22 protein-coding genes are annotated in these 25,094 nt (G+C 62.2%); 6 read left to right on the top strand and 16 right to left on the bottom strand.

The features are described from left to right. The first annotated feature begins 164 nt into the window (after window positions 1-164). Entirely contained in the window at window positions 165-1,082 is a 918-nt protein-coding gene (gene cysK, locus AXF13_RS12885; RefSeq protein ID WP_062253852.1) for a cysteine synthase A, read from the top strand. A gap of 195 nt (window positions 1,083-1,277) precedes the next feature. Then, complete coding sequence (locus AXF13_RS12880; RefSeq protein WP_008683165.1) at window positions 1,278-2,219, top strand: chemotaxis protein; 942 nt, start codon at window positions 1,278-1,280, stop codon at window positions 2,217-2,219. Window positions 2,220-2,287: 68 nt separating this feature from the next. Here AXF13_RS12880 and AXF13_RS12875 read toward each other — a convergent pair whose 3' ends face one another. The 9 genes from AXF13_RS12875 to AXF13_RS12835 form a co-directional block, all read right to left on the bottom strand. Next, window positions 2,288-2,503, bottom strand: coding sequence for a hypothetical protein (locus AXF13_RS12875; protein WP_062253850.1), 216 nt, complete (start codon window positions 2,501-2,503; stop codon window positions 2,288-2,290). Window positions 2,504-2,593: 90 nt separating this feature from the next. After that, window positions 2,594-3,889, bottom strand: a complete 1,296-nt coding sequence (locus AXF13_RS12870) for a TRAP transporter large permease (protein WP_062253848.1) — start codon at window positions 3,887-3,889, stop codon at window positions 2,594-2,596. Beyond that, complete coding sequence (locus AXF13_RS12865) at window positions 3,889-4,395, bottom strand: TRAP transporter small permease (RefSeq protein WP_062253846.1); 507 nt, start codon at window positions 4,393-4,395, stop codon at window positions 3,889-3,891. Before AXF13_RS12865 ends, AXF13_RS12870 begins: the two co-directional genes overlap by 1 nt. Before the next feature lie 59 nt (window positions 4,396-4,454). Continuing rightward, window positions 4,455-5,456 (bottom strand): TRAP transporter substrate-binding protein, encoded by a 1,002-nt coding sequence (locus AXF13_RS12860; protein WP_062253844.1) that lies wholly within the window; start codon window positions 5,454-5,456, stop codon window positions 4,455-4,457. Between the two features lie 24 nt (window positions 5,457-5,480). Further along, window positions 5,481-7,193 carry a thiamine pyrophosphate-binding protein gene (locus AXF13_RS12855; protein WP_062253842.1) on the bottom strand — a complete coding sequence of 571 codons (1,713 nt, stop codon included), beginning with the start codon at window positions 7,191-7,193 and terminating at the stop codon, window positions 5,481-5,483. 210 nt (window positions 7,194-7,403) lie between these two features. After that, window positions 7,404-8,822 carry a sigma-54 interaction domain-containing protein gene (locus AXF13_RS12850; protein WP_062253841.1) on the bottom strand — a complete coding sequence of 473 codons (1,419 nt, stop codon included), beginning with the start codon at window positions 8,820-8,822 and terminating at the stop codon, window positions 7,404-7,406. A 582-nt stretch (window positions 8,823-9,404) separates the two neighbouring features. Beyond that, complete coding sequence (gene purN / locus AXF13_RS12845) at window positions 9,405-10,088, bottom strand: phosphoribosylglycinamide formyltransferase (RefSeq protein WP_062253839.1); 684 nt, start codon at window positions 10,086-10,088, stop codon at window positions 9,405-9,407. 19 nt (window positions 10,089-10,107) lie between these two features. Next, the gene (gene cobA / locus AXF13_RS12840; protein WP_062253837.1) at window positions 10,108-11,628 is read right to left on the bottom strand and encodes a uroporphyrinogen-III C-methyltransferase; all 1,521 of its coding nucleotides are present in this window, start codon (window positions 11,626-11,628) and stop codon (window positions 10,108-10,110) included. Beyond that, window positions 11,625-13,130 (bottom strand): leucyl aminopeptidase, encoded by a 1,506-nt coding sequence (locus tag AXF13_RS12835; protein ID WP_062254902.1) that lies wholly within the window; start codon window positions 13,128-13,130, stop codon window positions 11,625-11,627. The genes cobA and AXF13_RS12835 overlap by 4 nt, the downstream gene beginning before the upstream one ends. A gap of 181 nt (window positions 13,131-13,311) precedes the next feature. Between AXF13_RS12835 and hemW the strand changes: the two genes are divergently transcribed. After that, window positions 13,312-14,577: a radical SAM family heme chaperone HemW gene (gene hemW, locus AXF13_RS12830; protein WP_062254900.1), complete on the top strand. Its 1,266-nt coding sequence runs from the start codon at window positions 13,312-13,314 to the stop codon at window positions 14,575-14,577. A gap of 74 nt (window positions 14,578-14,651) precedes the next feature. On the opposite strand, the gene AXF13_RS16185 is transcribed toward hemW, so the two are convergent. From AXF13_RS16185 to AXF13_RS12810, 5 genes are all read right to left on the bottom strand, one after another. Then, entirely contained in the window at window positions 14,652-15,071 is a 420-nt protein-coding gene (locus AXF13_RS16185; protein ID WP_236887146.1) for a GNAT family N-acetyltransferase, read from the bottom strand. A gap of 137 nt (window positions 15,072-15,208) precedes the next feature. Continuing rightward, window positions 15,209-15,859: a class II aldolase/adducin family protein gene (locus AXF13_RS12825; RefSeq protein ID WP_062253835.1), complete on the bottom strand. Its 651-nt coding sequence runs from the start codon at window positions 15,857-15,859 to the stop codon at window positions 15,209-15,211. Next, the gene (locus tag AXF13_RS12820) at window positions 15,843-16,769 is read right to left on the bottom strand and encodes a glycosyltransferase family 2 protein (RefSeq protein ID WP_062253833.1); all 927 of its coding nucleotides are present in this window, start codon (window positions 16,767-16,769) and stop codon (window positions 15,843-15,845) included. The genes AXF13_RS12825 and AXF13_RS12820 overlap by 17 nt, the downstream gene beginning before the upstream one ends. After that, complete coding sequence (gene thiL / locus AXF13_RS12815) at window positions 16,769-17,842, bottom strand: thiamine-phosphate kinase (RefSeq protein ID WP_062253831.1); 1,074 nt, start codon at window positions 17,840-17,842, stop codon at window positions 16,769-16,771. The genes AXF13_RS12820 and thiL overlap by 1 nt, the downstream gene beginning before the upstream one ends. A 1-nt stretch (window position 17,843) precedes the next feature. Then, a complete protein-coding gene (locus AXF13_RS12810) occupies window positions 17,844-20,144 on the bottom strand; it encodes an ATP-dependent helicase (protein WP_062253829.1) in 2,301 nt (766 codons plus the stop codon). A 116-nt stretch (window positions 20,145-20,260) separates the two neighbouring features. On the opposite strand from AXF13_RS12810, the gene AXF13_RS12805 reads away from it, so the two are divergent. The 3 genes from AXF13_RS12805 to panB all read left to right on the top strand — a co-directional run bounded on the left by AXF13_RS12805 (window position 20,261) and on the right by panB (window position 23,895). Further along, on the top strand, window positions 20,261-20,794 hold the full coding sequence (locus AXF13_RS12805) for a hypothetical protein (protein ID WP_062253827.1): 534 nt from the start codon (window positions 20,261-20,263) through the stop codon (window positions 20,792-20,794). 1,377 nt (window positions 20,795-22,171) lie between these two features. Then, a complete protein-coding gene (speB, locus tag AXF13_RS12800) occupies window positions 22,172-23,068 on the top strand; it encodes an agmatinase (RefSeq protein WP_062253825.1) in 897 nt (298 codons plus the stop codon). Beyond that, on the top strand, window positions 23,065-23,895 hold the full coding sequence (panB, locus tag AXF13_RS12795; RefSeq protein WP_062253824.1) for a 3-methyl-2-oxobutanoate hydroxymethyltransferase: 831 nt from the start codon (window positions 23,065-23,067) through the stop codon (window positions 23,893-23,895). The genes speB and panB overlap by 4 nt, the downstream gene beginning before the upstream one ends. Window positions 23,896-23,999: 104 nt before the next feature. Here panB and AXF13_RS12790 read toward each other — a convergent pair whose 3' ends face one another. After that, window positions 24,000-24,527, bottom strand: coding sequence for a GNAT family N-acetyltransferase (locus AXF13_RS12790; protein WP_062253822.1), 528 nt, complete (start codon window positions 24,525-24,527; stop codon window positions 24,000-24,002). Window positions 24,528-24,553: 26 nt separating this feature from the next. Continuing rightward, on the bottom strand, window positions 24,554-24,811 hold the full coding sequence (locus AXF13_RS12785; RefSeq protein WP_062253820.1) for a YjhX family toxin: 258 nt from the start codon (window positions 24,809-24,811) through the stop codon (window positions 24,554-24,556). Window positions 24,812-25,094 lie beyond the last annotated feature (283 nt).

The following is a 25,094-nucleotide window of genomic DNA, read 5'->3' as shown; positions in this document are numbered from 1 at the left end:
TTGTCGCGCCTGTCAAGAGGCTGCTGGAACTATTTGCCAAGCGGCGCGCTTTCCTCTACCCTTATCTAAGGAATATCCGTAAAAAGTAAATGCCGGTAACGCTTCCGGAACCGGCTTTTTTGAGCGCAGCAAACGCGAGAGTATATAACGCGAGGCTATAGATTATGTTGACCACTGTTTTGCAGACCATCGGCAATACGCCCATGCTCCGTCTGGATCTTTCCCGCGACCTGCCGGGCACGGTCTGGCTGAAGCTGGAAAACCGCAATCCCGGGGGCTCCATCAAGGACCGCGTGGCCTTTTACCTGATTGAGCGCGCCCTTGAAAACGGCGAGCTGGAGCCCGACGGCGTGTTGGTGGAGGCCACCAGCGGCAATATGGGCATCGGCATGGCCCTGGTCTCGGCCGTGCGCGGCCTGCGTTGCGTGCTCGCCATGCCGGAATCCATGAGCCTGGAGCGCCGCAATCTGCTCAAGGCCTTGGGCGCGGAGCTCAAGCTCACGCCCGCGGACAAGGGCATGGGCGCGGCCGTGCAGGAGGCGCACCGCATCGCCCAGGCCACGGGCGGCCATATTCTCGGCCAGTTCACCAATCCCGAGGCCGTGGAGGCCCATTACCAGAGCACCGGGCCGGAAATCTACAAGGACAGCGCGGGCAAGATGGACGTGCTGGTGGCCGGTGTGGGCTCGGGCTCGTCCATCACCGGCACGGGCCGTTTTCTGAAGGAGCGCATCCCCGGCTTCAAGGTCATGGCCGTGGAGCCCGCGGCTTCGCCCGTGCTCTCCGGCGGCAAGCCGGGGCCGCATCTGATCCAGGGCATCGGGGCGGGTTTTGTGCCGGAAATCCTGGACCGCGCCCTGCTGGACGAAATCATTCAGGTGGACGGCCGGGAGGCCATTGACATGGCCCGCAAGCTCATGCGCACCGAGGGCGTGTGCGCGGGCATCTCCACCGGAGCCAACGTGCTGGCCGCGCTGGGCGTGGCATCCCGTCCCGAAATGCGGGGCAAGAACATCGTCACCTTTGCCTGCGACACCGGCGAACGCTATATGTCCACAGCCCTGTTCCAGGATCAGGACTGAAATTTTCAGCGGTACGCAGGCGGCGGCCCGGTATATTTGCCGGGCCGCCGCTAATCTTTTCCGGCCGTTGTCCGATAAGAGAACGCAACGGCACTGACAGGCGCGGATGACGGAGCGCCGGCGTTTTTCCCGGTCGGACCGACATTCGGAAATTTTTTACCTATCCGCGCGGCGTCCCCCGCACATGGAGCAGCTATGGCGCAGACCAATATCTTGCTGGAAACCGGCACCAATGAGCTGGAAATCGTGGAATTTTACGTCAACCAGGACGGCTACGAAGCCCACTACGGCCTGAATGTGGCCAAGGTGGTGGAAATCGGGCGGCGGCAGACCGTCACGGCCATGCCGGAAATGCGCCACAAAGCCCTGCTGGGGGCCTTTCCCCATCGCAACGGCCGCATTGTGCCGCTCATCGACATGGCCCAGTTCCTGGGCAGCGGCCCCATCACCAATGAGGACGCCAAAGTCATTGTGACCGAGTTCAACACGGTCTGCACGGGCTTTCTGGTGTCGGGCGTCAACCGCATCTACCGCCTGAGCTGGACGGATGTGGAAGCGCCGGGCAATTTCCTGCAGAACGTCAGCCGCAGTTCCGTGACCGGCGTGGTGCGGTTGGAAGAGCGGGTCATTTTTCTCCTGGATCTGGAGGCCATTGTGGCCGAACTGCACCCGGCCATGGCCATCAGCTTTGACGGCGCGGCCATGAATGACGCCGACGGCAAGACCTACAATATCCTGCATGTGGACGATTCCAGCAGCATCCGTTCCCTGGTGCTGGATCTGCTCAACAAGGAAGGCCGCTTCAACGTGGTGCAGCACGTCAACGGCCAGGAAGCCTGGGATTATCTCCAGCGCCTGCGCGCCCGCAGCGAAGAGGAAGGCAAGCCCATTTCCTCCTATGTGCAGGGCATCATCAGCGACATTGAAATGCCGTCCATGGACGGTCTGGCCCTGTGCAAGCGGATCAAGACGGACCCGATGCTCAACCAGGTCCCGGTGGCTATTTTTTCCTCCATGATCAACGAAAGTCTGGCCCGCAAATGCGCCAGCGTGGGCGCGGACGCTCAATACACCAAGCCGGACCTCAAGGCCCTTTCGGTAAAGCTGCACGACCTGATCACCAGGGCCTGGGCGTAACAAACCGCTCCGCCGGACCACTCCCGTCCCGCCGCCGAGATCGCTCCCGGCGGCGGGACATTTTTTATTCAGTTCAGGAGCAGCAGAGATATTTGCGGCACGGCGGCCAGCACGGCCAGGGCCAGGAGCATGGCCAGCAGCAGATGTTTGTTGTGGGCCACGCTGGCCAGCAAGACGCCCACGGCGTCCGGCACGTTGTGGATCAGCAACAACTGGCCCGGGGCGCAGGTCACGCACATGATGATGAAGATGGTGACGTTGGTGATGGCCGCGCCTTTGAGCACTTCCCAGGCTTTGCTTCCAGGTCAGGGAACGCAGCAGCAGACCCTCCACCAGAAAGGCGTAGAGTACGGCTACGGATGCTGATCTGTCGCTTATAGATAGCCGAATAGTCTCGGCAGACAGAGTGAAATCTCCGGAATAAAAGCCACCAGCAACGTACACAAAATGAGTACGCCGATATAAGGCATGATGCCGATGACCACCGATTCCACGGGGATGTCCGCTATGCGTGAGGAGACGAAGAGATTTACGCCCAGCGGCGGGGACAACAGGGCTACTTCGTTGGTCAGTACGAGGAAAATGCCGAAATGCACTGGGTCGATGCCGAGTTGCGTCACGATGGGCATAAGCACCGGCACGAGGATGATAAGCGTCGCCAGCGTTTCGAGGAACATGCCGAGCACAAGCAACAGGGCGAGAATCAGCAGCATAATGACGGTCTTGCTTTGGGAGAAAGCAAGAAAGGCTTCGGCCAGACGCAAGGGTACCTGCTCATAGGTCAGCAGCTTGCCGAAAAGTGTGGACGAACCAACGATAAGCAGCACTACGCCACAGAGCATGGCTCCGTCCACAAAGGAGTGGTAAATTTTGTTCCATGTCAGTTGCCGGTTGACGAGGCCCCCGACGAGAAATGCCCAAATCACCGCCACCACCGAGGCTTCCACTGGCGTGCAGATGCCGGAATAGATAGAGCCGAGGATGATGAAGGGCGTCAGTAGAGACGGCAGATATCTGAAGCAGGTTTTGCAGAAATGGGCGACATTGAATGGGGGTTGAGAGACATCGCCGGAAAAATCCTGTCTTTTGGCGATGAACCAGGCCGTTAGGCTCATAAAGAAGGCAACCATGAAGCCCGGTACGAAACCGGCTGTAAATAGACTGGTGATGGAGACATTACCCATGATCCCATAAATGATTAACGGGTTGCTCGGCGGGATGAGGATGCCGATGGTGCCCCCGGAAGAGGAGGCCGCAGCCGCATAGCGTGGGCTGTAGCCGTTACGGATCATGGAGGGGATGAGTAGGGTTCCCACGGCGGCGACTGTTCCCGGTCCCGAGCCGGAGATGGCGGCAAAGAAGGTACAGGCCAGGATGGTCGTGATGCCCAGGCCTCCGTGGATGCGCCCGGTCAGCTGTTTGACCGTATCGATGATCTGGTTGGTGATGCCGCCGCGCTCCATGAGCGACCCCGCCACGACAAAGACGGGGATGGCCAGCAGGGCAAAGGAATTCAATCCCTCAAACAGGGCTTCATGAATGATTTCAAGGGGGAGCGTGCCCGCACAGACAAGGGCGATGATGGTTGACCCGATGAGTACCATGTAGATAGGGACGCCAATCAGGATAAGCAGGAGCAGGCTTGTTCCGAGTATGGTCAGCGTATCCATCAGAGATCCCCTTCGCCTGCATTTTTGACGAGATTTTCCAATGTCCCTCGCCGCCAGTTGACAACCCAGGCTTCGATGCAGCGCCAGCTTGCCAGAACAAAGCAAACAGGGATGACCATTTCAACATAGCCTTTGACGATGCCCAAGGTGGCTGAAATTTCGGGGAAATCAAAATTTTCCGCGATGGAGGAGAAACATACCCAGGCGACAAAAAAATTGAATGCGATACAGATGGCGTCGGCGATGAAGCGGAAAATGAGTCGAGTCCGTACGGAAGCCCGCAAAAACTGCGCGGTGATGCGCACCTGCGTCAGCCGTTTGGTGGCAAAGCACATGGCCACGTAGACGGTCCAGATGAAGCAATAGCGGCTGAGTTCTTCCGTCCAGGCCAGAGCGTCGCCTGTCAGTGTTCTGATACCCACCTGTAGGATGAGGCAGAGGACCATAACCGCACTGAAAAGGAAACAGAGGTATTCTTCGAGGTTGTCGTAAAGTTTGCGGAGCATGCCTCTCCTCCCTCCCGTCGTCGGTGGGCCGAAGCCGTATGGCTCCGGCCCGGTTCAGCCTACTTTTGCCCCATGACGGCCAGTGCTTTGTCCAACACTTCCTTCCCGCCGATCACGTTATAGTACTTGGGCCAGATGGCGCGAGCCTTTTCCATCCAGACAGCTTCATCTTCGAGATCATTGACGGTCATACCATGATCAAGACATTCCTGAAGAGCCTTTTTGTCCTGGGTTTCGGCCCAGTCCCACATCCATAGGGCCGCTTCCTGAGCCGCACGGTCAAACAGCTTTTTAGTGTCGGGGTCCAACTTACGGTACCAACGCTCGCTCACCAGGATCGGGGCTACCCAGATCATATAATGTACATTGGTGATGTACTTCTGTACTTCCCAGAACTTGGTGTCGCGGTTCAGGTCGTTGGGATTTTCCTGGCCGTCAATGACGCCTTGCTGCAGGCCGTTGAAGGTTTCGATCCAAGCCAGAGGATGCGGTTCCACGCCCCAGGCCCGAAAGGTATTCAATTGGAGTTCTACCGGAGGCACGCGCCATTTGAGGCCGCGCATGTCTTCCAGTTTTTTGATGGGATGCCGGGAATTGGTGAGCACGCGATAACCGCTCATAAGCCATGCCAAAGGGCGTGTACGGCTTTGCTCGGCTATTTTGTCAGCCAAAGCGCCCATCAGGGTTTTGTCGCTGAAGAAGATACGAGCCATTTCCTTTTTAGGAAAAAGGTAAGGCATGATGACGAGTGTGGAGCTGGGAGCAAATGGTGTGAGGTTACCCGCCGCCATGACGCCGATCTGGATGCTGTCGCTTCGCAGCTGCTTGACGGTGCTCTGCTCGTCGCCCAGAACGCCGCCATAGAACTTTTCGAAAGTAATTTTGCCATCGGATTCACGCTCAACGATCTCTGCAAGCTTGTCCAGCGGCGCGGCTTGGATTGTGCCGGGTGGCGTCGAGCAGGCCATTCGGATTTTCATCGTTTTGTATTCCGTCGCATGGACGGAAGTGACGATGAGCAATATGGCCGCTGCAGCAGTGCACAATTTCGCAATTTTCATGGGGGCTCCTGTTTTAAAGGGGTATTAGTCCGTGATCTTGTAGGCCCCCAGCTGCCCCAAAGCGATGCTGGCCGGGCTGATGACCGAGGGGTCCACCATCACATTGACGCAGGCCACGGTATTGGCGGCAAAGGCCGCTTCAATGGCCGGGCGGATGTCCTGCGGGCGTTCCACGTAAAAGCCCTTGCCGCCCGCTGCTTCCACCATTTTTTCGTAGGGCGTGGGGCCGATCCAGGTCACGGAGTCCAGGGTGTAGCCCAGGCGCAGTTGCTGGCTGTGCCGGATCATGCCCCAGCTCTGGTCGTTGGCTACCACGATGACCAGGGACAGGCCCTTGCGCAGCGCTGTGGTCACTTCCATGAAATTGAAGCCAAAGGAGCCGTCGCCGGTGACCAGCATGACCCGGCTTTCGGGATAGACCAGCCGGGCCGCAATGGCGTCCGCGATGCCGCCGCCGATGCACCAGTACTGCCCGTGGTCCAGAATTCTGTACGGCGTGCGGGCCGTGCGGCCGATATGCACCCAGGTCAGGGTATCGCCGCCGTCGGCCAGCACCACGTCGTCGTCCCGGTCCATGAACCGATCCACTTCATGGACCAGACGCTGAGGATGGATGGGCACGGCGTCGCTGGTCTGCATGGGCAGCATGGCTTCGGCGCAGCGCTGTTGTTCCGCGCGCAGCTCCTCCACCCAATCCGCGTAGCGGCGTCCCAGGCCGTCCGATCCGACCCCGGAGAGACCCAGGGCGTCCAGGCGGCTGTTGGTCAGTTCCAGGAAGGCGCGCACATCGCTGATGACGGGCAGATCAATGGCCCGGTTGCGTCCCAGTTCCTCTCCGGCCACGTCCACCTGGATCAGCGTGGCCTTTTTATTGTAGGCGGCTCCGAAAAAATGGTTGAGGCTGATGCGGTTTCCCAGGATCAGGGCCAGATCCGCTTCCGCATACGCTTTCTTGGCCGCCAGCGGGCGGTGCGGCCCGGCCAGCCCGAAGCAGAGCGGGTGCAGGTCCGAAACAAGGCCGCGCCCCATGTTGCAGGTAAAGACCGGGATGCCGCATTTTTCCACAAAGGAGCGCAGTTCCTCTCCGGCCCCGGCGTAACCGGCGCCGCTGCCCGCCACCACAATGGGCCGTTCAGCCTCGCGCAGCAGGGCGATGGTTTTTTCCACCCCGCGCGGGTCCACGGGCCTGGACTCCATCACTGTCTTGTGCCAGGGGCACTCCCCGCCCGGCATGGCCTTGCCCAGCACGTCACAGGGCAGTTCCAGAAAAACCGGGCCGGGCCGGCCGGCCAGGGTCATGCGGAAGGCTGTTTCCACATATTCGGCCACCCGCTCGGTCTGGGTGCAGACATAGGCGGCCTTGACGATAGGCGCGGCAATGGCCGCCTGGGGGGCGTCCTGAAGGTCCATCTTGTCCCGGTAGTCCGTGCCCGAGGCTCCGGCGATGACCAGCAGCGGCGTGCAATTGGTGGCCGCCTGCTGCAAGGGCGAAATGCAGTTGGTGAAGCCCGGCCCGGCGGTGAGCATGGCCACGCCGGGCTTGCCCGTCATGCGGGCGTAGGCGTCGGCCATGAAGGTGGCCGCCTGTTCGTGCCGCGTATCCACCAGGCGGACCGGGCTCTTTTCCAATATCTGGTGGATATGATTGAGATGCCCGCCGGTCAGGGTGAACACAAATTCCACACCCAGGTCGATCAGGGCGCGGGCGGCGGCTTCGCCTCCATTGGCAGCTTGCATGATTTTCTCCTTTGCTGGGGTCGGGACGTGGCGGCGTGATGAATGTCCGCTTTGTCCGGAGATAGCAAGGGGCGTGCCTCAATGTAGGGGAATGGAGATTGTTTTGTATTTCAAATGGATGCATGTCGTGGCCGAAGAAAACGGGCGGAGAGTGCAGGATTTTTTGTAAAGTTTTCTTAATCGTTGTACAGAGTGACTGTAAGGGAATCTTTACAGATCGATTGCAGCCGTGTCGGCGTCAGAGTGCCGGATGCCGTATTTTTTCAGCTTGGCGTAGAGGGTCACGCGCGAGATGTCCAGCTGCCGGGCCGTGAGCGTGACGTTGCCTTGATTTTCCTGCAGGGCCGCAGTCAGAAAGCCCGCCTCCTGCGCGCTCAGCCAGGCGGCGAGATCATGGTGGCGTTGCGGAGGCGAGTGGCGTTCGGGAATCTGAACGCCGCCCGTGACCTCGTGGGGCAGATCCCGCGCGTCGATGCGTTCGCCGCTCTGATGCAGGGTGGCGTGCACCAGGGTATTGAATAGCTGGCGCACATTGCCGGGCCAGGCATAGGCCTCCATGGCGCGCACGGCCTCGTCCGTGAAGTTCGCCGTGGGGCAGCCGATCTTGGAGAGAATATGCCGGGCCAGAGGCAGAATGTCTTCCGGGCGGGCGCGCAGGGGCGGCAGTCGGATGGTCAGGGTGTTGATGCGGTAATAGAGGTCTTCGCGGAAGTTTCCCTGGCTGATCATGTCCTGCAAATCGCGGTTGGTGGCGGTGATCAGCCGGAAGTCCACCTCCCGGCCGGAAACGTCTCCCAGGCGGGTGATGCGTTTTTCCTCCAGCACGCGCAGCAGCTTGACCTGGGCGTGCAGCGGGATGTCGCCGATCTCGTCCAGGAAGAGCGTGCCCGTGTTGGCCAGTTCGATCTGGCCGATTTTGCCTTCCTTGCGCGCGTCGGAAAAGGCGCCCGGCGCATAGCCGAACAATTCGGCCTCGAAAAGCTCTTTGGGAATGGCCGCGCAGTTGATGCTGACAAAAGGACCGGCGGCGCGGTTGCTGCGCACGTGCAGGGCGTGTGCCGTCAGCTCCTTGCCCGTGCCGGTCCTGCCCAGAATCAGCACGGGATGGGCGTCGGCGGCATAGCTCTGGATGAGTTTTTTCACCGCCCGCATGGGCGCGCTGTCGCCGATGATGCTTCCAATATCGTAATGGGCGTTGTGTTCCGACTTGAGGCTGCGGTTGTAATGCTTCAGCTTTTTTGCCAGGAAATCGATTTTGCGGTTCAGCTCGCGCAGTTCCGCCGGATCCGTGAAAAGAATATGCGAAACCATGCCCGTGACCGCGCCGTCGCTGTCGCGCACCGGGATTCTGTTGACCACGAATTTGTAGTTGTCGCCGAAGAGCGGCAGGGTACAGAGATCGCCCATTTCCGGGCGGCCGTTTTTGATGACCACCGGCGCGCGGGTCAGGGGATTCAGGTCCGGCAGCGGCCTGCCCAGAATGGTTTTGACGTCGCCGCCCAGCAGGGAGGCATAGCACTGGTTGACTTTGCGGACGATGTAATTGGCGTCGCAGTAAAGGATGCCCTCGGGCAGGGCATCCAGCACGCTCTGATAGAGCAGTTCGGAACTGTTCCACTCCTCCGGCATACGCCCTCCATCGGCTCCCTCGGGAAGGGGGGAGCCTGCGCGGCCGCTGTAGCGGCTTTTTCGCCAGTTGTATCCTTGTAACATAGGCGGGGGCGTTGTAAATAATTCCTGTTAATAAAATTACTTATATTTAATGTACTATACATGGTCGGAAAATGCAACGGCCCGGTATTGCCGGGGCAATCGAATGAATGCCTCAATCATCGGATATTCATTTGTTTCCATAAGTGGCCTTCCTTCCTCATTCCCGCGAACGCAGCCGACACAGTCGGCAAGTGAGCGGGGGCTGGTTTTGCGGGAATTTTGCAAAATTGGCGATTTTTTCGTGCGGACAAGGCAGCGGCGCATTTTTGTGCGGAACATACTCAAGTATGTGAGCAGCAAAAACGCGCCGATAACGCCGCCCGCGCGGAAAAGGCGGATTTTGTGAAATAACCGCAAAGCTACAGGAAGGCTGCCGCAAGAGTCTTTTCTTTCTCGCCCTATTTATTCGCTTATCCTGCCGGCATTGCTGGCCCGTATGCGTTCATCTTCGCGGGATTAAAACAAAGCGGATTGCGGCTTTTCCGCGCCGCCGGAGAGTCAGAATCCTTCTTCCAGCGGCGGCCAGACCAGCCACGGGCCGTCGGGCCGGACGGCGGACCGGGCGGGCGAGACGGCCGGGTTCAGGTGCACCTGGCGGCCCCGCGTGCTGATGCGGCCCTCGGCGAACCATTGCAGGGCCTGGGGATAGATGCGGTGTTCCATGGCATGGATGCGCCGCATCAGGTCGTCCGGGTCTTCCCCGGCGTTGACCGGCACGGCGGCCTGGATGATCACCGGGCCGCTGTCCACTTTTTCCTCCACGAAATGCACGGTGCAGCCGGAAATTTTGACCCCGTAAGCCTGGGCGTCGGCCCCGCCGTGCACGCCGGGAAAGCTGGGCAGCAACGCCGGGTGGATGTTGACGACCCGCCCGGCAAAAGCCTCCAGAAAGGCGGAACTGAGCAGGCGCATGTATCCGGCCAGGACGATGAGTTCCGCGCCGCTTTCCCGCAGCACGGCGATGAGCTTCCGGTCGTAGCTCTCCCGGTCCGGAAAGAGGGTGTGGTCCAGAGCCAGATGGGGCAGTCCGGCCTTGAGGGCGCGCTCCAGCACGCCGGCGCCCGGCCGGTTGCTGAGGATCATGCGGATGTCCACATCCAGAATGCCGTCGGCGGACTTGTCGATCATGGCCTGGGCGTTGGTGCCGCTGCCCGAGGCCAGTATGGCGATTTTCAGGGGCATAGTGTCCTCAACGGGCGGCTCAGGCCCGCGTAAAGTGTTGCGTAATGGCGTCCACCAGGGCCGGAATGGTATATTCCCCAGGCTGGATCCGGCAGCCCAGCCCGTGCTTGCGCAGCGTTTCCGCCGTCACCGGCCCGATGGCCGCCAGCAGGGTTTCCGGATGGGCCTTGAGCTTTTCCGCCGGGATCAGATTGAGGAAGTTTTCCACCGTGGAGGATGAGCCGAAGGTCACGCAGGACAGCGAGCCCTCTTCCAGGCGCGCCAGCACCTCGTCCTTGCGACCGGCGGCGGGCACGGTTTCATAGGCCGGGATGACGTCCACCACGGCCCCGGCCTTGCCCAGTTCCACGGGCAGCACGTCGCGGGCTTTGGCCGCGCGCGGCAGCAGCATGCGCGTGCCCGCCAGTTTGCCGCCTTCACGCGCCAGCAGGCCTTCCACCACGCCCTCGGCCACATAGCGCTCGGGCACGAAATCGGGCCGGATGCCGCGCTCATGCAGGGCGTCCGCCGTGGCCGGGCCGATGGCCGCCACCTTGCAGGCCCCCAGGGCCCGGCTGTCTTTGCCCGCGGCTTCCAGCCGGTGCCAGAAATGACGCACCCCGTTCACCGAGGTGAAGATCAGCCAGCCGTAGTCCGCCAGCCGGGCCACGGCCATGTCCAGCTCTGCATAGTCGGGCAGGGCGCGGATTTCAATGGTGGGGCACTGGATGACCTCAGCCCCGAGCCCAGCCAGACTGCGGGCCAGACCGCTGGCCTGTTCCCGCGCGCGGGTGACCACAATACTTTTGCCCAGCAGGGGCTTTTTCTCAAACCAGTTCAACTTGTCGTGCAGGCTTGCTACCTTGCCCACCACGATCACCGAGGGATTGGTGAAATGCGCGTCCACGGCGGCTTGGGGCAGCTCCCGCAGAGTGGCGACCAAGCTGCGCTGGCGCGGCGTGGTGCCCCGGTAGATCAGGGCCGCCGGGGTTCGCGGGTCCAGTCCCGCGTCCAGCAGGTTGCGGGCGATGTCCGGCAGATTCTTCATGCCCATGACAAAGACCAGGGTGGAGGCGCTTCGGGCCAGGGCCTGCCAGTTGTGCATCGAGCCGGGCTTGTCCGGGTTTTCGTGGCCGGTGATGATGGTCACCGAGGAGGCGAAATCGCGGTGGGTCAGGGGAATGCCCGCGTAGGCCGGGGCCGCGATAGTGCTGCTGATGCCCGGCACTTCCTCAAAGGGCACGCCCGCGGCCAGCAGTTCCTCGGCTTCTTCGCCGCCGCGCCCGAAAATGTAGGGGTCGCCGCCCTTGAGCCGGGCCACCATGTTGCCCTCTTTGGCCTTGCGCACCAGCAGGGCGTTGATCTCGTGTTGGGGCAGGGCGTGGTTGCCCGCCACCTTGCCCACGTAGATCAGTTCGGCGTCGGGCCGGGCGTGCCCCAGCAGGCTGTCGTTGGCCAGGGCGTCGTAGACCACCACGTCCGCCGCGGCCAGGATGTCCCTGGCCTTGAGGGTCAGCAGGCCCGGATCGCCGGGGCCCGCTCCCAGAAGATAGACTTTCATTGCACGCCTCCGCGGGCCAGTTCCAGCAGGGTGCGCGCGCCGAAGCCCGACGCGCCCACCGGGCAGAGCGGGGATTTCTTGGCGTTCCAGTCCACGCCCGCGATGTCCAGATGTGCCCAGCGCACGCCTTCGCGCACGAAATGCTTCAGGAACAGCGCGGCATTGATGGCCCCGCCTTCGCGCGGCCCGGTGTGGCAGATATCCGCCACTTCGCTTTTGAGCTGTTCCGCGTAAGGCTGCCAGAGCGGCAGCCGCCAGTAATTTTCGCCGCCCACGCCCCCGGCGGCGCGGATGCGTTCGGCCAGGTCCGTATCGTCGCAGAACAGACCGGCGAGTTCCGTGCCCAAGGCCACGGCGCACGCGCCGGTGAGCGTGGCGATGTCCACCATGGCCGCCGGGGTCCACTGTTTCTGGGCGTAGGCAAGGGCGTCGCAGAGAACCAGGCGGCCCTCGGCGTCGGTATTGGTAATTTCCACCGTGTCGCCGCCGGCCGAGCGCACCACGTCGCCCGGACGCGTGGCCCTGCCGTCGGGCATGTTCTCGGCGCAGGCCAGCAGGCCGATCACCCGGCGGGGCGCGTCCTCTTCGGCCAGGGTCGCGATAGCGGCCAGCACGTCGGCCGCGCCGGTCATGTCGCACTTCATCTGCTGCATGTTGGCCGCCGGTTTGAGGCTGATGCCGCCGGAGTCAAAGGTGATGCCCTTGCCCACCAGGATCAGCGGCTTGTCCTGCTCGTGCCCTTCGGGGGCATGCTCCAGCACGACCAGGCGGGGCGGACGGGCCGACCCCTGGCCCACGGCCAGCAGCGCGCCCATGCCTTCCTCGGCCAGGGCGGTTTCGTCCAGCACCGTGCAAGTGAAGCCCAGTTCCCTGCCCAGTTCCACGGCGCGCTGGGCCAGGCTTTCGGGATAGAGCAGATTGCCCGGCATGTTGGCCAGATCCCGCGCCAGAGCCACGGCCTTGGCCGCGCGCTCGCCCCGGCGGGCCGCCGCGTGCTCGCCGTCGGGCACGGATTGTCCGTCAAAGCCCAGGGCCAGCCATTGCGGATCAGCGGCTTCGTCTTCCTGCGGCTTTTTCAGGGCCGTAAAACGGTAGAGGGCCAGCTGAGCGGCATAGACGCATTCCTCCACCAGGCGTTCCCGCCCGCCGGGCAGGCGGGACAAAGCCGGTTCGGGCAGCAGGATGGAATTCAGCCCCAGGCCGCGGCAGCGCTGCACGGCGGCGGCGATAGCCGCGCGCAGTCTGGCGGCATCCACTTTTTCGCGCGGTCCCAGACCCACGGCCAGGACGCGCGGCACGGAAAGCTCCGGATGACCATGCAGCAGGACCAGCTCGCCGTCCTTGCCCTTGAAGTCGCGCATGGCCGGAGCTATGGCCAGCCAGGGCGCGGCCTTGTCCAGTTCCGGGCACTCGCGTAAGATGTCTTCGCCTTCGCAGGCCGGGGCCAGCATGATCTCGGCTTTCCACTGCTCGGGTCCGAGGTTCTGGAAGCGTATATCCATAAATGGGTTCTCCTCATGGGTGCGGTCGCCGCCGCGGCGGCGCGCTTGAAATCCGAACGCCCGAATATACGCCGGGCCGCCTTTTTTGCCAAGCGCGGCGGTCAGGGGGGGCATCCTTCCGCCGGGCATGATCCTTGCAGTTTCTAAAACCGCCCGCCATTTTTTTGCCAACGGAAAATTCATGCTCGTTTATATCCACGTTCCCTTCTGCCGCACGCGCTGCCGCTACTGCGCCTTTCATTCCATCCCGCTAGGCCGTGGCGTGGAGCCCGCCGCGTCGCCCCTGCTGCGCGACTATCTGGACACCCTGCTGCTGGAGCTGGCCCATTGGGGCGACCGCCTGGGCGGAACCGAGGTGCAGACCATTTTTTTCGGCGGGGGCACGCCCAGCCTGCTGCCGCCGCGCATTGTGGGCATTGTGCTGGAACGTCTAGCCCGCTGTTTCACGCTCAGCCCCAAAGCTGAAATCACCCTGGAGGCCAATCCCGAATCCCTGCGGGGAAGCCAGAGCGTGCCGCAGTATCTGGCGGCGGGCGTGAACCGTTTGTCCATCGGCATCCAGAGCCTGGATGAAAGCATGCTGCGCCTGCTGGGACGGCCGCACAGGGCCCAGGACAGCCTGCACGCGGTGTTCGCGGCGCGTGAGGCGGGTTGCGCCAACATCAACATGGACCTGATGTGGGGCCTGCCCGGCCAGAGCGTGCGCCAGTGGATGCAAACCCTCAAGGACGCCGTGCGCATGAGCCCGGACCATATTTCCGCCTACGGCCTGACTCTGGAGCCGGGCACGGCGCTGGAACTGGACTGCGAGGAAGGACGCCTGGCTCTGCCGCCCGAGCGGGATCAGAACATTATGTTCATGGAGGGCGCGGCTTTTCTGGAAGCCAGCGGTTATCTGCACTACGAAATTTCCAATTTCGCGCGCATGGGCTTCCAGTGCCGTCACAATCTGGGTTACTGGGAGGGGGCGGATTATCTGGGGCTGGGCCCGTCGGCCACCTCCACTATCGCGGGGCGGCGCTGGACCAATCCGGCCGGTCAGCGGGCCTGGGACGCGCGTGCCCGCGAAGGTTCGCTGGGCGCGGAAGTGGAAAACCTGACCCCCACCGTGCGCGTGCTGGAACTGATCATGCTGCGCCTGCGCACCTCGCGGGGCATGCGGCTCAAAGCCTACCGGGAAATGACGGGGCGCGATTTTCTGCGCGATCACCAGCGCCTGATCCAGGCTTTGCACGAAAACGGGCTGATCCGCATCCGCAACGGCTATCTGCGCCTGACCCGCAGCGGCATGCTGGTTTCTAATTCCATTCTTTCCAACCTGTTTGAGCGCACTGAAACCGTGCTGGCGCAGCCCCTGCCGCCCGGCGCGGCCACACGGCTGCCCCCGGCCCAGGCGGGGGGGGACGAAGAACCGGAAGTGCGGGCCGTGGTCTGGCCGTCGGCGTAATTCAGATAATATTTTTCAGATAAATCGTGACTTATAGCTCTTAACCAAAGGATATGTCATAAATATATATTGTGCTATATTCGAGTGGAGTAGAGAAAATGCACGGCTTCGACATTCTCAATGATGGCGCTATGAGTTTGTCGAAATCCATTTTTTTCAAAGATACGCAGTGAAGACGCATTGTCGCGTTTTACCCATGCACTGATGCTAGCTATTTCGTTTTCCGCTAGCAATTTCCGGCATGCAAGGGAAAGGAGCCGCGTGCCGATGCCCAAGGCACGATATGCGCGGTGAACGGCGACGGAAGTTTCCATGACGTCGGCATCATCCAGACATGGCGTAAAGCGGACATATCCACAAGCCGCATCTTCGAACAATCCGAGATAAAAGGGATGAGCTTCATTTAATTGCCGGTCGAACCAACGGCAGTGTTCTTGCCAACAAATCGCGGCTTGTTGAAATGAGGCTGCGCGCACTGTGGCATCATTAGCCAAAGTGAAGAGAAAATGTTTATCATGGGGTCTGACGGAAATGAGGGTAATCTCTCTCTCTCTCTCTCTCTCTCTCTCTCTCTCTCTCTCGCGCGCGCGCGCGCGTAGCTGCTAACATTTCAGACGTCTTCCTAACTATATTAAAAGGATATCGAATCGCCTGCCCGATTTTTTTGCAAGGCCAGCAATTGCACGGCGGCCAGATGTTCCAGCTCCTCGCTCATGCACAGGGCGTCGGCCAGGTTCGGGCCCCAGCAGCAGAGGCCGTGTCCGGCCATCCAGACTGCGGCCCCGGCAGCCTTGTCCGCGCCCACCGCGCGCGCGGCGTCGGCAACGGCCAGGGCCAGCTCCGCGCCGCCCGGCGGCAGGGCGGGCGCAAAGCCCAGGCGGGCCCGCCAGACATCGGCCTCGAACAGGGGCAGACGCAGAAAATCCTCCTGATCAGCCACAACCAGGCTCAGGGCCAGCAGGCGGCGGGGATGGCTGTGCAGCACGGCTCCGCAATGGGGCAGGGCGCGGTACAGTTCCAGATGCATGCTCAGTTCCGAGGAAGCCGGGCCGCCGCAGTGTATTTCGCCGGTCCGCGCGTCCACCAGGCAACAGTCCCGCGCCGTCAGGCGGCCCTTGGCCGCGCCCGAGCGGGTCACACAGAGCAGGCCGTCGCGGGGCGCGGGCAGACGGCGGCTGGCGTTGCCGTTACAGCCCGACAGCAAGCCCTCCTGCCATGCGTCGCGGCAGACGGAACGCAGATCCTCCACACAGACATCCAGGTCCTCAGGATTCGGATTCATACTCGCTTGCTCCTTGCCGCCATGCGCTCAGGTCCAGGCGGGACAGCTCGCCCGACGCGTCCACCTCGACGGTCCGGGCCAGGGTGTTCAGCAGCTTCTGCACCGGCCGGTAGGCGGGATTCAGCGCAAAGGAAATGCGGCCTTCCTTTTCCACCGGCAGGTATTTACGGATCATCCGCAACGGCAGCAGGCCTTCGTCAAACAGCAGCAGATTGAGATAATAGGCGGTGTCGCCGGAAAGGCGGGACTGGTTACTCGTTTTTTTGCCGCGCTCGATGTCCGCGTCCACCATGCCCTCGGCATAGCCCAGATGGCGCACCATGCCTTCGGCCGCGACCGAAGCCAGCGCATAGCCGGCTTTTCGTGCCCGCCAGCTGTAATCCTGATCCTCATGTCCGTATCTGCCGTAACCTTCATTCCAGAAGCCCAGGCGCTCATATACCGCGCGGGGAATACAGACGCAGCCCCCGCCGCAGACCGTGGTCAGTTCCGCTTCGCCGCCGTCGCGCAGGACAAGCGGTTGACGGGAGGGCTCATGCCAGTCGCAGAGCCTGTAGGCGGCCATGCCCACCTGCGGATTTTGCGCCAGCAATCGTGTGAGCCGCTCCAACCAGAGCGGATCCAGAATCTCCACATCATTGTCCAGTTTGATGTAAAAATCGTCGTTCGCCGCGTCATCCCAGGCCAGATTGGCGGCCACGCTGACGCCCATATTGCGGGAAAGCAGCTTCAGGCGGATATGCGCATGGGCGGCGGCCAGGCTTTGCAGATACTCCCGGCTGCCGTCCTCACTGCCGTTGTCCACAATGGTCAGCGTATAGCCCGGCGGGGTTCGGGCCAGCAGGCTTTCAAGGCAGATACGGGTAAGCGCGAGCCTGTTCCAGGTGACAACGGCCAAGTGGGCGCACATCAGTCGGCCTCGATGCCTTCCCGGTCGCCGCTTTCAAAGTGGTCAAAGCCGTGCAGGCAGTCCAGGGGCTCGTTGTTGCAGATGATGCCGCCGCCTGCCGTGACCGTGCCGATGCTGCAAAAGCCGGGGATGGCCGCGTGCAGGGAAGGCAGCATGTCCGGCGCGCAGGAACCCAGCAGGGCGTAGTCCTCGCCGCCCAGCAGGGCTTCGTGGACCGGATTTTTGCCCTGCTCCCGGGCGTAGCGCAGCACTTCGGCGTGCAGCAGGCCTTGGGGCAGCAGGATAGCCGCGCCCAGACCATGATTGTCCCGGCCTTTTTCGGCTCCGGCGCGCAGTTCGCCGCTCAGGCCCAGCAGGCGGGGCAGATCGCGGATGATGCCGTCGGAAAGGTCCATGAGCGCGGGCGGCCGGGCGTTGTAGCCCGCGCGCGCCAGCATCAGGCCCGCGTCCACCTGGGGTTCGGGCCGCAAATGGGCGGCGCAGGCCTCGGGCCAGTCCCGCAGGGCATCGCGGCCGCAAGCCTCCAGCATATGCAGGCCCACCCGCGCCAGGCCCACGCGGCCCACCACAAAGAGGCTGTCGCCGGGCATGCTGCCGCCGCGCGCCAGAAAACCGCCGGGCTCGGCGGTTTCGCCCCAGACCGTCACGCAGATGTGCAATTGCCGGCAACGGGAGAGATCCCCCCCGGCCAGGGCCATGCGCTGCTGTCCGGCCAGGGCGGCCATGCCGCTGAAAAAGGCTTCCAGCCAGGCCATGTCCACCCAGTCCGGCAGGCCCAGGCAGAGGGTGAAGCCCAGAGGCCGGGACCCGCAGGCGGCCAGATCGCTGACGTTGACGGCCAGGGCCTTGTGCCCCATGTCCTCGGGGCTGAAATAGGAGCGCCGGAAGTGGATGTCTTCCAGAAAGAGGTCGCTGCTCACGCACAGGGGCCGCCCGGCCTTGAGCACAGCGCAGTCGTCGCCCCGGCCCAGCAGCAGAGAGGCGTGTGTCTGGGGAAAATGGCGGGCGAGGCAGGCCAGAATGCCGTCCTCGGAAAAGGGGGAAGCAGAAGGGGATGGCGGGGCCGGAACCATGTCAGTTCTCCATGAGCAGATATTCGGTCAGAATGACTTTCAGCCCGAAACCGGGAAAATTCACCTGCACCTTGTCCGGAGGCAAGTGTTTGATGATCTTGCCCCGGCCGAAAATGCGGTGGCGGCAGTGGCAGAGCCGGGCCGTGCCGGACGTGGAAGCGGTGGGAGATGTTGCGTCATCCGCGCTATCCTGAACCTCGGCCTGAAACGACGACACGGAGCCGCTTTCAGGCAGGAGCTGGCAGTCGTCAAAGGCCGTGCCTTCTCCGGCTGGGCCGGGAAAGGCGGGAACCGCCTGACGCGCGGGGGGCAGCAAACGGCCGCGCACGCCGCCCACGCCGGAAAAGCAGCTTCCGCGGCGGCTGAGTATCCCGCCGAAGCCTTCCACCCATTCTTCGGTCAGGCCGGGGGACAGCTCGCGCACAAAGGGGCTCTGGCTGACGTGCAGGCTGCCGCGCTCGGCCCGGCTGTAGATGGCCGCCGGGGCGTACAGTTCCAGATCCTGGCGGGCGCGGGTGCAGGCCACGTACATCAGGCGGCGCTCCTCCTCAAAATCCTCGGGCCGGGCCAGGGCGTGGCGGGAGGGAAAGCGGTCCTCCACCAGATCGATGATCAGCACGGCGTTCCATTCCAGGCCCTTGGCCGAATGCACGGTGGACAAGGTGATGCGCCCCTCGCCGTCGTTTTCGTCCTCTTCCGGCGACTCCAGGGCCAGATCCGCCACAAAGAGGTCCAGCTCGCTGTACCCGGCGGCCATCTGGATGATTTCCTCCAGGCCCTGCTGGCGGCGGGGCCAGTCTTCGGGGTAGGTGCTTTCCAGCCGGGGCCGGTAGTGCTCCAACACGGCCCCGAACAGGGCCGCCGGGCTCTGCGGCCGGGCGCGCAGGTCGTCCACGAAGCGCATGTCTTCCAGCAGATCCGGATGGCGGGCAAAGGCCTTTTCCACGGCTTTGGCGTCCCCGCCCAAGGCCACGGCATAGAGCTTCTGCACTGTCTTGGGGCCGATGCCGCTGTGCAGTGCCGCCACCCGCGCGAAGGCGGGCAGGTCCAGGGGGTTGAGCACCAGACGGGCGTAGGCGATGACGTCCTTGACGTGCGCGGCCTCGGTATAGCGCAGGCCGCCGTATTTGCGGAAGGGAATGCCCGTCTGGTTCAGGGCCATTTCCAGGTTGTAGGAATGGAAGCCCGCGCGGAAGAGCACCGCGATTTCGTGGGGCAGATGCGTGTCCAGCAGTTCCTCGATGCGGCGCACCACCAGCTTGGCCTGGCTCATGTCGCTGAGCGGCGTGACCAGGCGCACCGGGTCGCCGCCTTCCTTGCGGGTGAACAGGGTCTTCCGGAAGGATTCCGCCGCGTGGGCCAAAAGGCTGTTGGCCACGTCCAGCACGGGCTTGGTGGAGCGGTAATTCTCCTCCAGGCGGATGATGCGCGTGCCCGGAAAAAGTTTGGGGAAATCCAGAATATTGCGGACATTGGCCCCGCGAAAGGCATAGATGGACTGGGCTTCGTCGCCCACGGCCATGACGTTGCCGGTTATGGATGTGGTTTCCCCGCCGTTCGCATCCTTGTCGGGCGGCCCGGCCAGCAGGCGCACAATGCGGGCCTGGACCAGATTGGTGTCCTGGTATTCGTCCACCAGGATATGGCTGAAGCGCAGGCGCAGGGCTTCGGCGGCGGCCTGGTTTTCGCGCAGCAGGGTTTCCAGCTCAAAGAGCAGGTCGTCGTAGTCCAGCAGGCCCTTTTCGCGGCGGTAGGCGGTATAGGCTTCGCCCAGAGCCGCGAGGGCTTCGGTGTGGGGCAGAAGGTGGAAGGCTTCGCGCCGCAGCACTTCTTCCAGGGACAATTCCTTGTTCCGGGCTTTGCTCAGCAGGCCCACGATGCTCTGGGTCTTGGGGAAGGAGCGGTCGCCCCGGCCCAACTTGAGCTCGTCCTTGCAGTATTTGACCGCCGCCGTGATGTCCGCCGAATCCATGACCGTGAAGGGCCGTTCGCCCAGCCAGGCGGGGCGCCAGCGGCGCAGCACGCCGTAGGCGAAGGCGTGGAAGGTGCCGCCCTGAACGCCGGAAAGGCCCTGGTCCAGAAGCATGCCCGCGCGCTGGAGCATCTCTTGCGCGGCCTTGCGGGTGAAGGTCAGCAGCAGGATGGACGTGGGCGCGACGCCGTGCTCGGCCAGCCAGGCCAGGCGGTAGACGATGGTGCGGGTTTTGCCGCTGCCCGCGCCTGCCACGACCAGCACGGGACCGTCGCCGCTGGTGGCCGCCGCGTACTGGGCTTCGTTGAGGGCCTGGGCGTAATCAATCATGAGATCAGCATAGCATAAGCCGTGTGCACAAGCCAGAGCCGCGCGCAACCCCGCATTGACGCGGCCTGTGCCCGCGTCTATTATTAAAAATATACGCCTAGCGGAGGAAAAATGACATGCCTGAACAACAGGAACAATTTCAGAACGCGGTTTTTCAGGTTCTTGAAGCCGTGATGTTCGAGAACTGGCTGCGTTTTTATTTTATTACCGAAAAGCCGGACGCGCCCGCCGGGCCGGACGGCGAGGCGCCGCTTTTTCTGGCCGTGCCCGAGAAGGGTATGGAGCGGATCAAGGAACTCTATCCCCATCTGCTGCCGTTGGCCGAGGATATGAACGGCCGGGAAGTGGATTTTGAAACCTCCCGCCGGGCCGTGTGCACGTTCGTGCTGGACAACCTGGACGGCAAGAGCCTGCCCAAGGACATGACTTCCACCATTTTTGAGAGCGCCACCTTCCAGGTTCAGATGCAATTGTTCAATGCCTGGGTGCAGATGCACGAGAGCCAGCTGGACCAGGGTTTTCTGGAATTCGGGGCCTGGCGCAAGCTTTTCACCCAGTGGCGGGAAACGCCGGGAGCCAAGGAGCTGGCGAACAGGCTGGCCATGTCGGGCCAGGGCGCGGCCGCGCAGGGCAAAGACACGATACATTAGAGCGGATTGCCTTTGAGAATTGGCATTCTCAATGTTGACGCCGCCTTCAACCTGTCGTTCTGTCGCCACTCGCAGCAGTGCTGTCCTTATCTGTAGGCCGCCGGCCGTTCCGCCGGCTCCAGTTTTCGTAGCCCCCAGAGCAAAGTAACTTTTCAAAGTTACTTTGCTCTGGGGGGGCCGTCCCCGTTGCTGACGGGCGTCACCTGTGACCAGCGCCTAGAGCAAATTAACTTTGAGAGTTGACATTCTCAAAGTTTTTAAGCCGCTCGCCCTGCTCTCGATGTCCGTACGGCGCGCTTCGCGTGCCTACGGCCATGGCCCTGCGGGCCACCCTTCGGGTCGGTCTCCGGCGCTTAGCTCTGCTGTCGTCATCCGTAAGGCGGCATAGCCGCCAACGGCTGACGCTCGTGGCTGGCGTCTGCTTACGCAGCCGCCAGAGCAATTTCAAAGTGAACTTGCTCTAGGGCCTGTTAACGCTATGCCTTTTTGCCCTCCTTGCCGCGTCAGATTTCACCTGCTTTTTCGGTCGAGTACCAGAAGAGTACACTCCCTCAAAGCAGGTTTATCTTCCTTGCAGGCGAACAAAAATTCTATAGTGTTAACAGACCCTAGTGACTGTCTTTTTCTGAAGCGGCACACACCCGCTTTCTGTGGCGTGGGCATCAAGACCGGCAGCCCGGCGGCGTTCCTCCATGCACGTCTTGGCCTGAAGGACGGTTCTGTTTTTCTCGATGTTGTAGTCTTGAGTGGAGATAATTTTTTGTACGTCCACATGCCTGTAGGGTTGGATCGGGCTTGCCGGTGTATAAAATTTTTTACGCAGCGGCGTAGCAACTGAAAAATTTTTACATTATATTTCAGAATGTTAAATAAATTTTCGAGAAAATCTAATTTGGCATGCCAGTTGCAATATAAAAAGTACCTTCCTTTCTTTTGCTGACAGCCTCCTCCAAACAAAACGGCCTGCCTCCCCAAGCGGGCCGTTTTTTATTGCCTCCTCCCTGTGGTCGTCTGCCATGCCGCTAGGGCAGACCCATCTAAAAAATGCCGCCAAGCTATGCATACGTATATTTATTTCAAATAGTTACTATTTATGATCTGGCCTCCCCGTAGAATTGAGCAAATCCTCCTCTGCCCTACCGGAGCGTAGCGTAAACGGATGACGCGGGCAGCGCACGAAAGTCTGTTTTTCCCGGATAATCACGATAGGCAATGATGGCAGGAAATATGAAATTTGATATGTCTGCCCCGCCCGCGCCGCGCCCGCCCGTTTACGGATGCGGGTGGCGGCGTTATACTGGCGGCGCGCGGATAACGGCGTGCAAGCCTTACATTGCGCGCGGCTTCGCCATAAAGCCGCGCTGAGGATGGGACAGCATGGATCAGCAAAACTTTCTGGCTTCGGAGTATGCTCCGGCACGGCCCGAGGACGCGGCCTTTCACATCATCCCCGCGCCGCTGGAGCGCAGCGTCTCCTACGGCGGCGGCGCGGCGCAGGGCCCGGCGGCCCTGCTGGACGCCTCCCGGCAGTTGGAAGCCTGGGAAAGCGGGCTTGCGCCGGGCGAGTCAGGTTTTTATACCGCGCCGCCCGTGGACTGTGCCGGGCCGGTGGAAGGGGTGTTGGCCCGCATTGAGTCCGCCACGCGCCGGGCTCTGGATTGCAAGGCCGTGCCCGTGCTGCTGGGCGGCGAGCATACCGTGAGTCTGGGCGCGCTGCGGGCCCTGGCCCGGCAGGCGCGGGAAAAGAACGAACCTTTCGGCATCGTCCAGTTTGACGCGCATGCGGACCTGCGGCCCGAATATGAGGGCGATCCCTTTTCCCACGCCTGCGTCATGCACCGGGCCGTGGCCGACCTGGGCCTGCCGCTGGTGCAGTTCGCGGTGCGCGACATGAGCCGGGAGGAGGCCGAGGTACGCAAACGCTACAACGTCACCCATTATGACGCCTATTTTCTGGCCCGCGTGGGTCTGCCCGAACAACCCCTGCCCGAGGATTTTCCGCGCCGCATCTACATCAGCTTTGACGTGGACGGCCTGGACTCTTCGCTGATGCCGGCCACGGGCACGCCGTCGCCGGGCGGCATTTCCTGGCGCGAAGCCCAGTTCATTCTGGAGCGCTGCGCGCGGGACCGTGAAATCGTGGGCCTGGACGTGGTGGAACTGGCTCCCATTCCGGGCCTGCACCACGCAAACTTCACCGCCGCTAAACTGACGCATCTGCTCATGGCCCTGGCCCTGCAGGGCCGGACAGACTTGCAGGGGAAAAAGGCATGAAAAACACCGTCGCCACGTTCAGGCAGGCCAAGGGCCGGGAAAAACTGGTCATGCTCACGGCCTATGACTACAGCACGGCCAAGCTCATGGACCGGACCGGCGTCAATGCCCTGCTGGTGGGGGATTCGCTGGGCATGGTCATGCTGGGCTACCCGGACACCCTCTCCGTCACCCTGGAGGACATGATCCGCCATTGCGCGGCTGTGGCGCGCGGCGCATGCTCGGCCCTGGTGGTCTGCGACATGCCCTTCATGAGCTGCCAGGTTTCCGTGACCGACACCGTGCGCAATGCCGGTCGGCTGGTCAAGGAAGGCCGGGCCCAGGCCGTCAAGCTGGAAGGCGGCGCGGACTTCTGCGACGAGGTGCGCGGGCTCACGCGGGCGTCCATCCCGGTCATGGGCCATCTGGGCCTGACCCCGCAGTCGGTCAATGCTTTCGGCGGTTACAAGGTACAGGGCAAAAGCCTGGCCGCCGCCCAGAAGCTGCTGGATGACGCCCGCGCTTTGCAGGAGGCCGGGGCCTTTTCCCTGGTGCTGGAATGCGTACCCGCCGCCCTGGCCGCCCGCGTCAGCAAGGAGCTGGAAATACCGGTCATCGGCATCGGCGCGGGACCCGAGTGCGACGGCCAGGTGCTGGTCTGGCAGGACATGCTGGGCCTCTGCGATACCGTGGCCCCCAAATTCGTCAAGCGTTTCGGGGAGGTGGGCGAAGCCATGCGCGCGGCCTTCACGGTCTACGCGCAAGAAGTCAAGGGCGGAACCTTTCCGGCGGAGGAACACTGCTACAGCCTGGAGGACGAGGCCGAGCTGCTGGAAAAACTCTACTAGTCTCAGCCCTGGGCATATGTGCGTTACCTCCTCCACATTCCGGAGATGCGCCCTTTCCCGGCGGCGGAAGTTCAACCGCCGCCGGGAAGAGGACGGGTATAAGGTTATGCCGGACTCTCCGGGAAGAATGCCGGGGAGTACTGCAGCAGGCCGGACAGGCGTTCCGCCCCGCCTCTGAGGTTGACGGCCATAAAGGCTTCCTCCGGCACCTCAAAAGGGGAAACAAGGCCGAAAGAAGCGGCGGGCTTGTAGCCGAAGCGCGGGTAATAGCCCGCATGCCCCACCAGGATTACGAATTCCCAGCCCAGAGAACGGGCAATCTCATGCCCGCGCCGGATAAGGGCGCCGCCTATGCCTCTGCCCTGGTGCGAAGGCGGCACGGCCAGCGGGGCGAGGGCCAGAGCCGTCGTCTCCCCGACCTTCAGCCTGGTGAACATGATGTGGCCGACGATGCGGCCGTCTTCCTCGGCCACCAGGCTGAGTTCGGGAATATATTCCCGCGAACGGCGCAGGCGATCCACGAGAAAATGCTCGTCGCCGCTTGCATGCTCGGCGTTTTCAAAGGCCGTGCGCACCAGGTCGTGAATAATGGGGAAATCCTCGGGGCATTCCGGGCGGATAGCGATAGTCATGGTTGACTCCATGGAGAGGTGAAACATCAGCGGTTATCGGTCTGGGCGCGCACGGCGCGCAGACCTTCGGAAGTGATGCGGTAAGGGAGACTGTTTTTCGAGCTGATGAGCTTTTTGCTTTTCAGCTTTTTGAAGATCTCCGGGCTGCAGTCGCTGAGCAGCCAACCCTCGCGGGTATAGCATTCCACCTCAGCTATCTTGCCGGAACTGTCGCGGATTATCAGGATTCTGCCACCCTTGGCCAGGGTGTGAAGAGTTCTTTGCTCAAGATGGGAAATGTTCACGGGATACCTCGTGTCAATGGATAAACGACAAGACGCCGCGCAAAGACGGCCGGCCATGTTCGCGTCCCGCCGGCCCTGCGGCCTCAGCGGAACTCATTTATCCAATGATGACGGTATCCAGCATCCAACATCCGTTAAAACAAAGTAACGGCGCACTCTATACGTAAGGCCCTCATACCGTCAATGAGGGCTGAGCCTAGTGAGATGTCACGCTTCACCTGTCGGTTCAGCGTGAAGACCGCACAGCAAAAAACGTGGTTTTTGCTGTGCTTACGCCGCCTGC

The organism is Desulfovibrio fairfieldensis, assembly GCF_001553605.1.
Taxonomy (GTDB): domain Bacteria; phylum Desulfobacterota; class Desulfovibrionia; order Desulfovibrionales; family Desulfovibrionaceae; genus Desulfovibrio; species Desulfovibrio fairfieldensis.
Note: the sequence above shows the minus strand (reverse complement) of the source record. Positions and strands in the feature narration are given on the sequence as shown.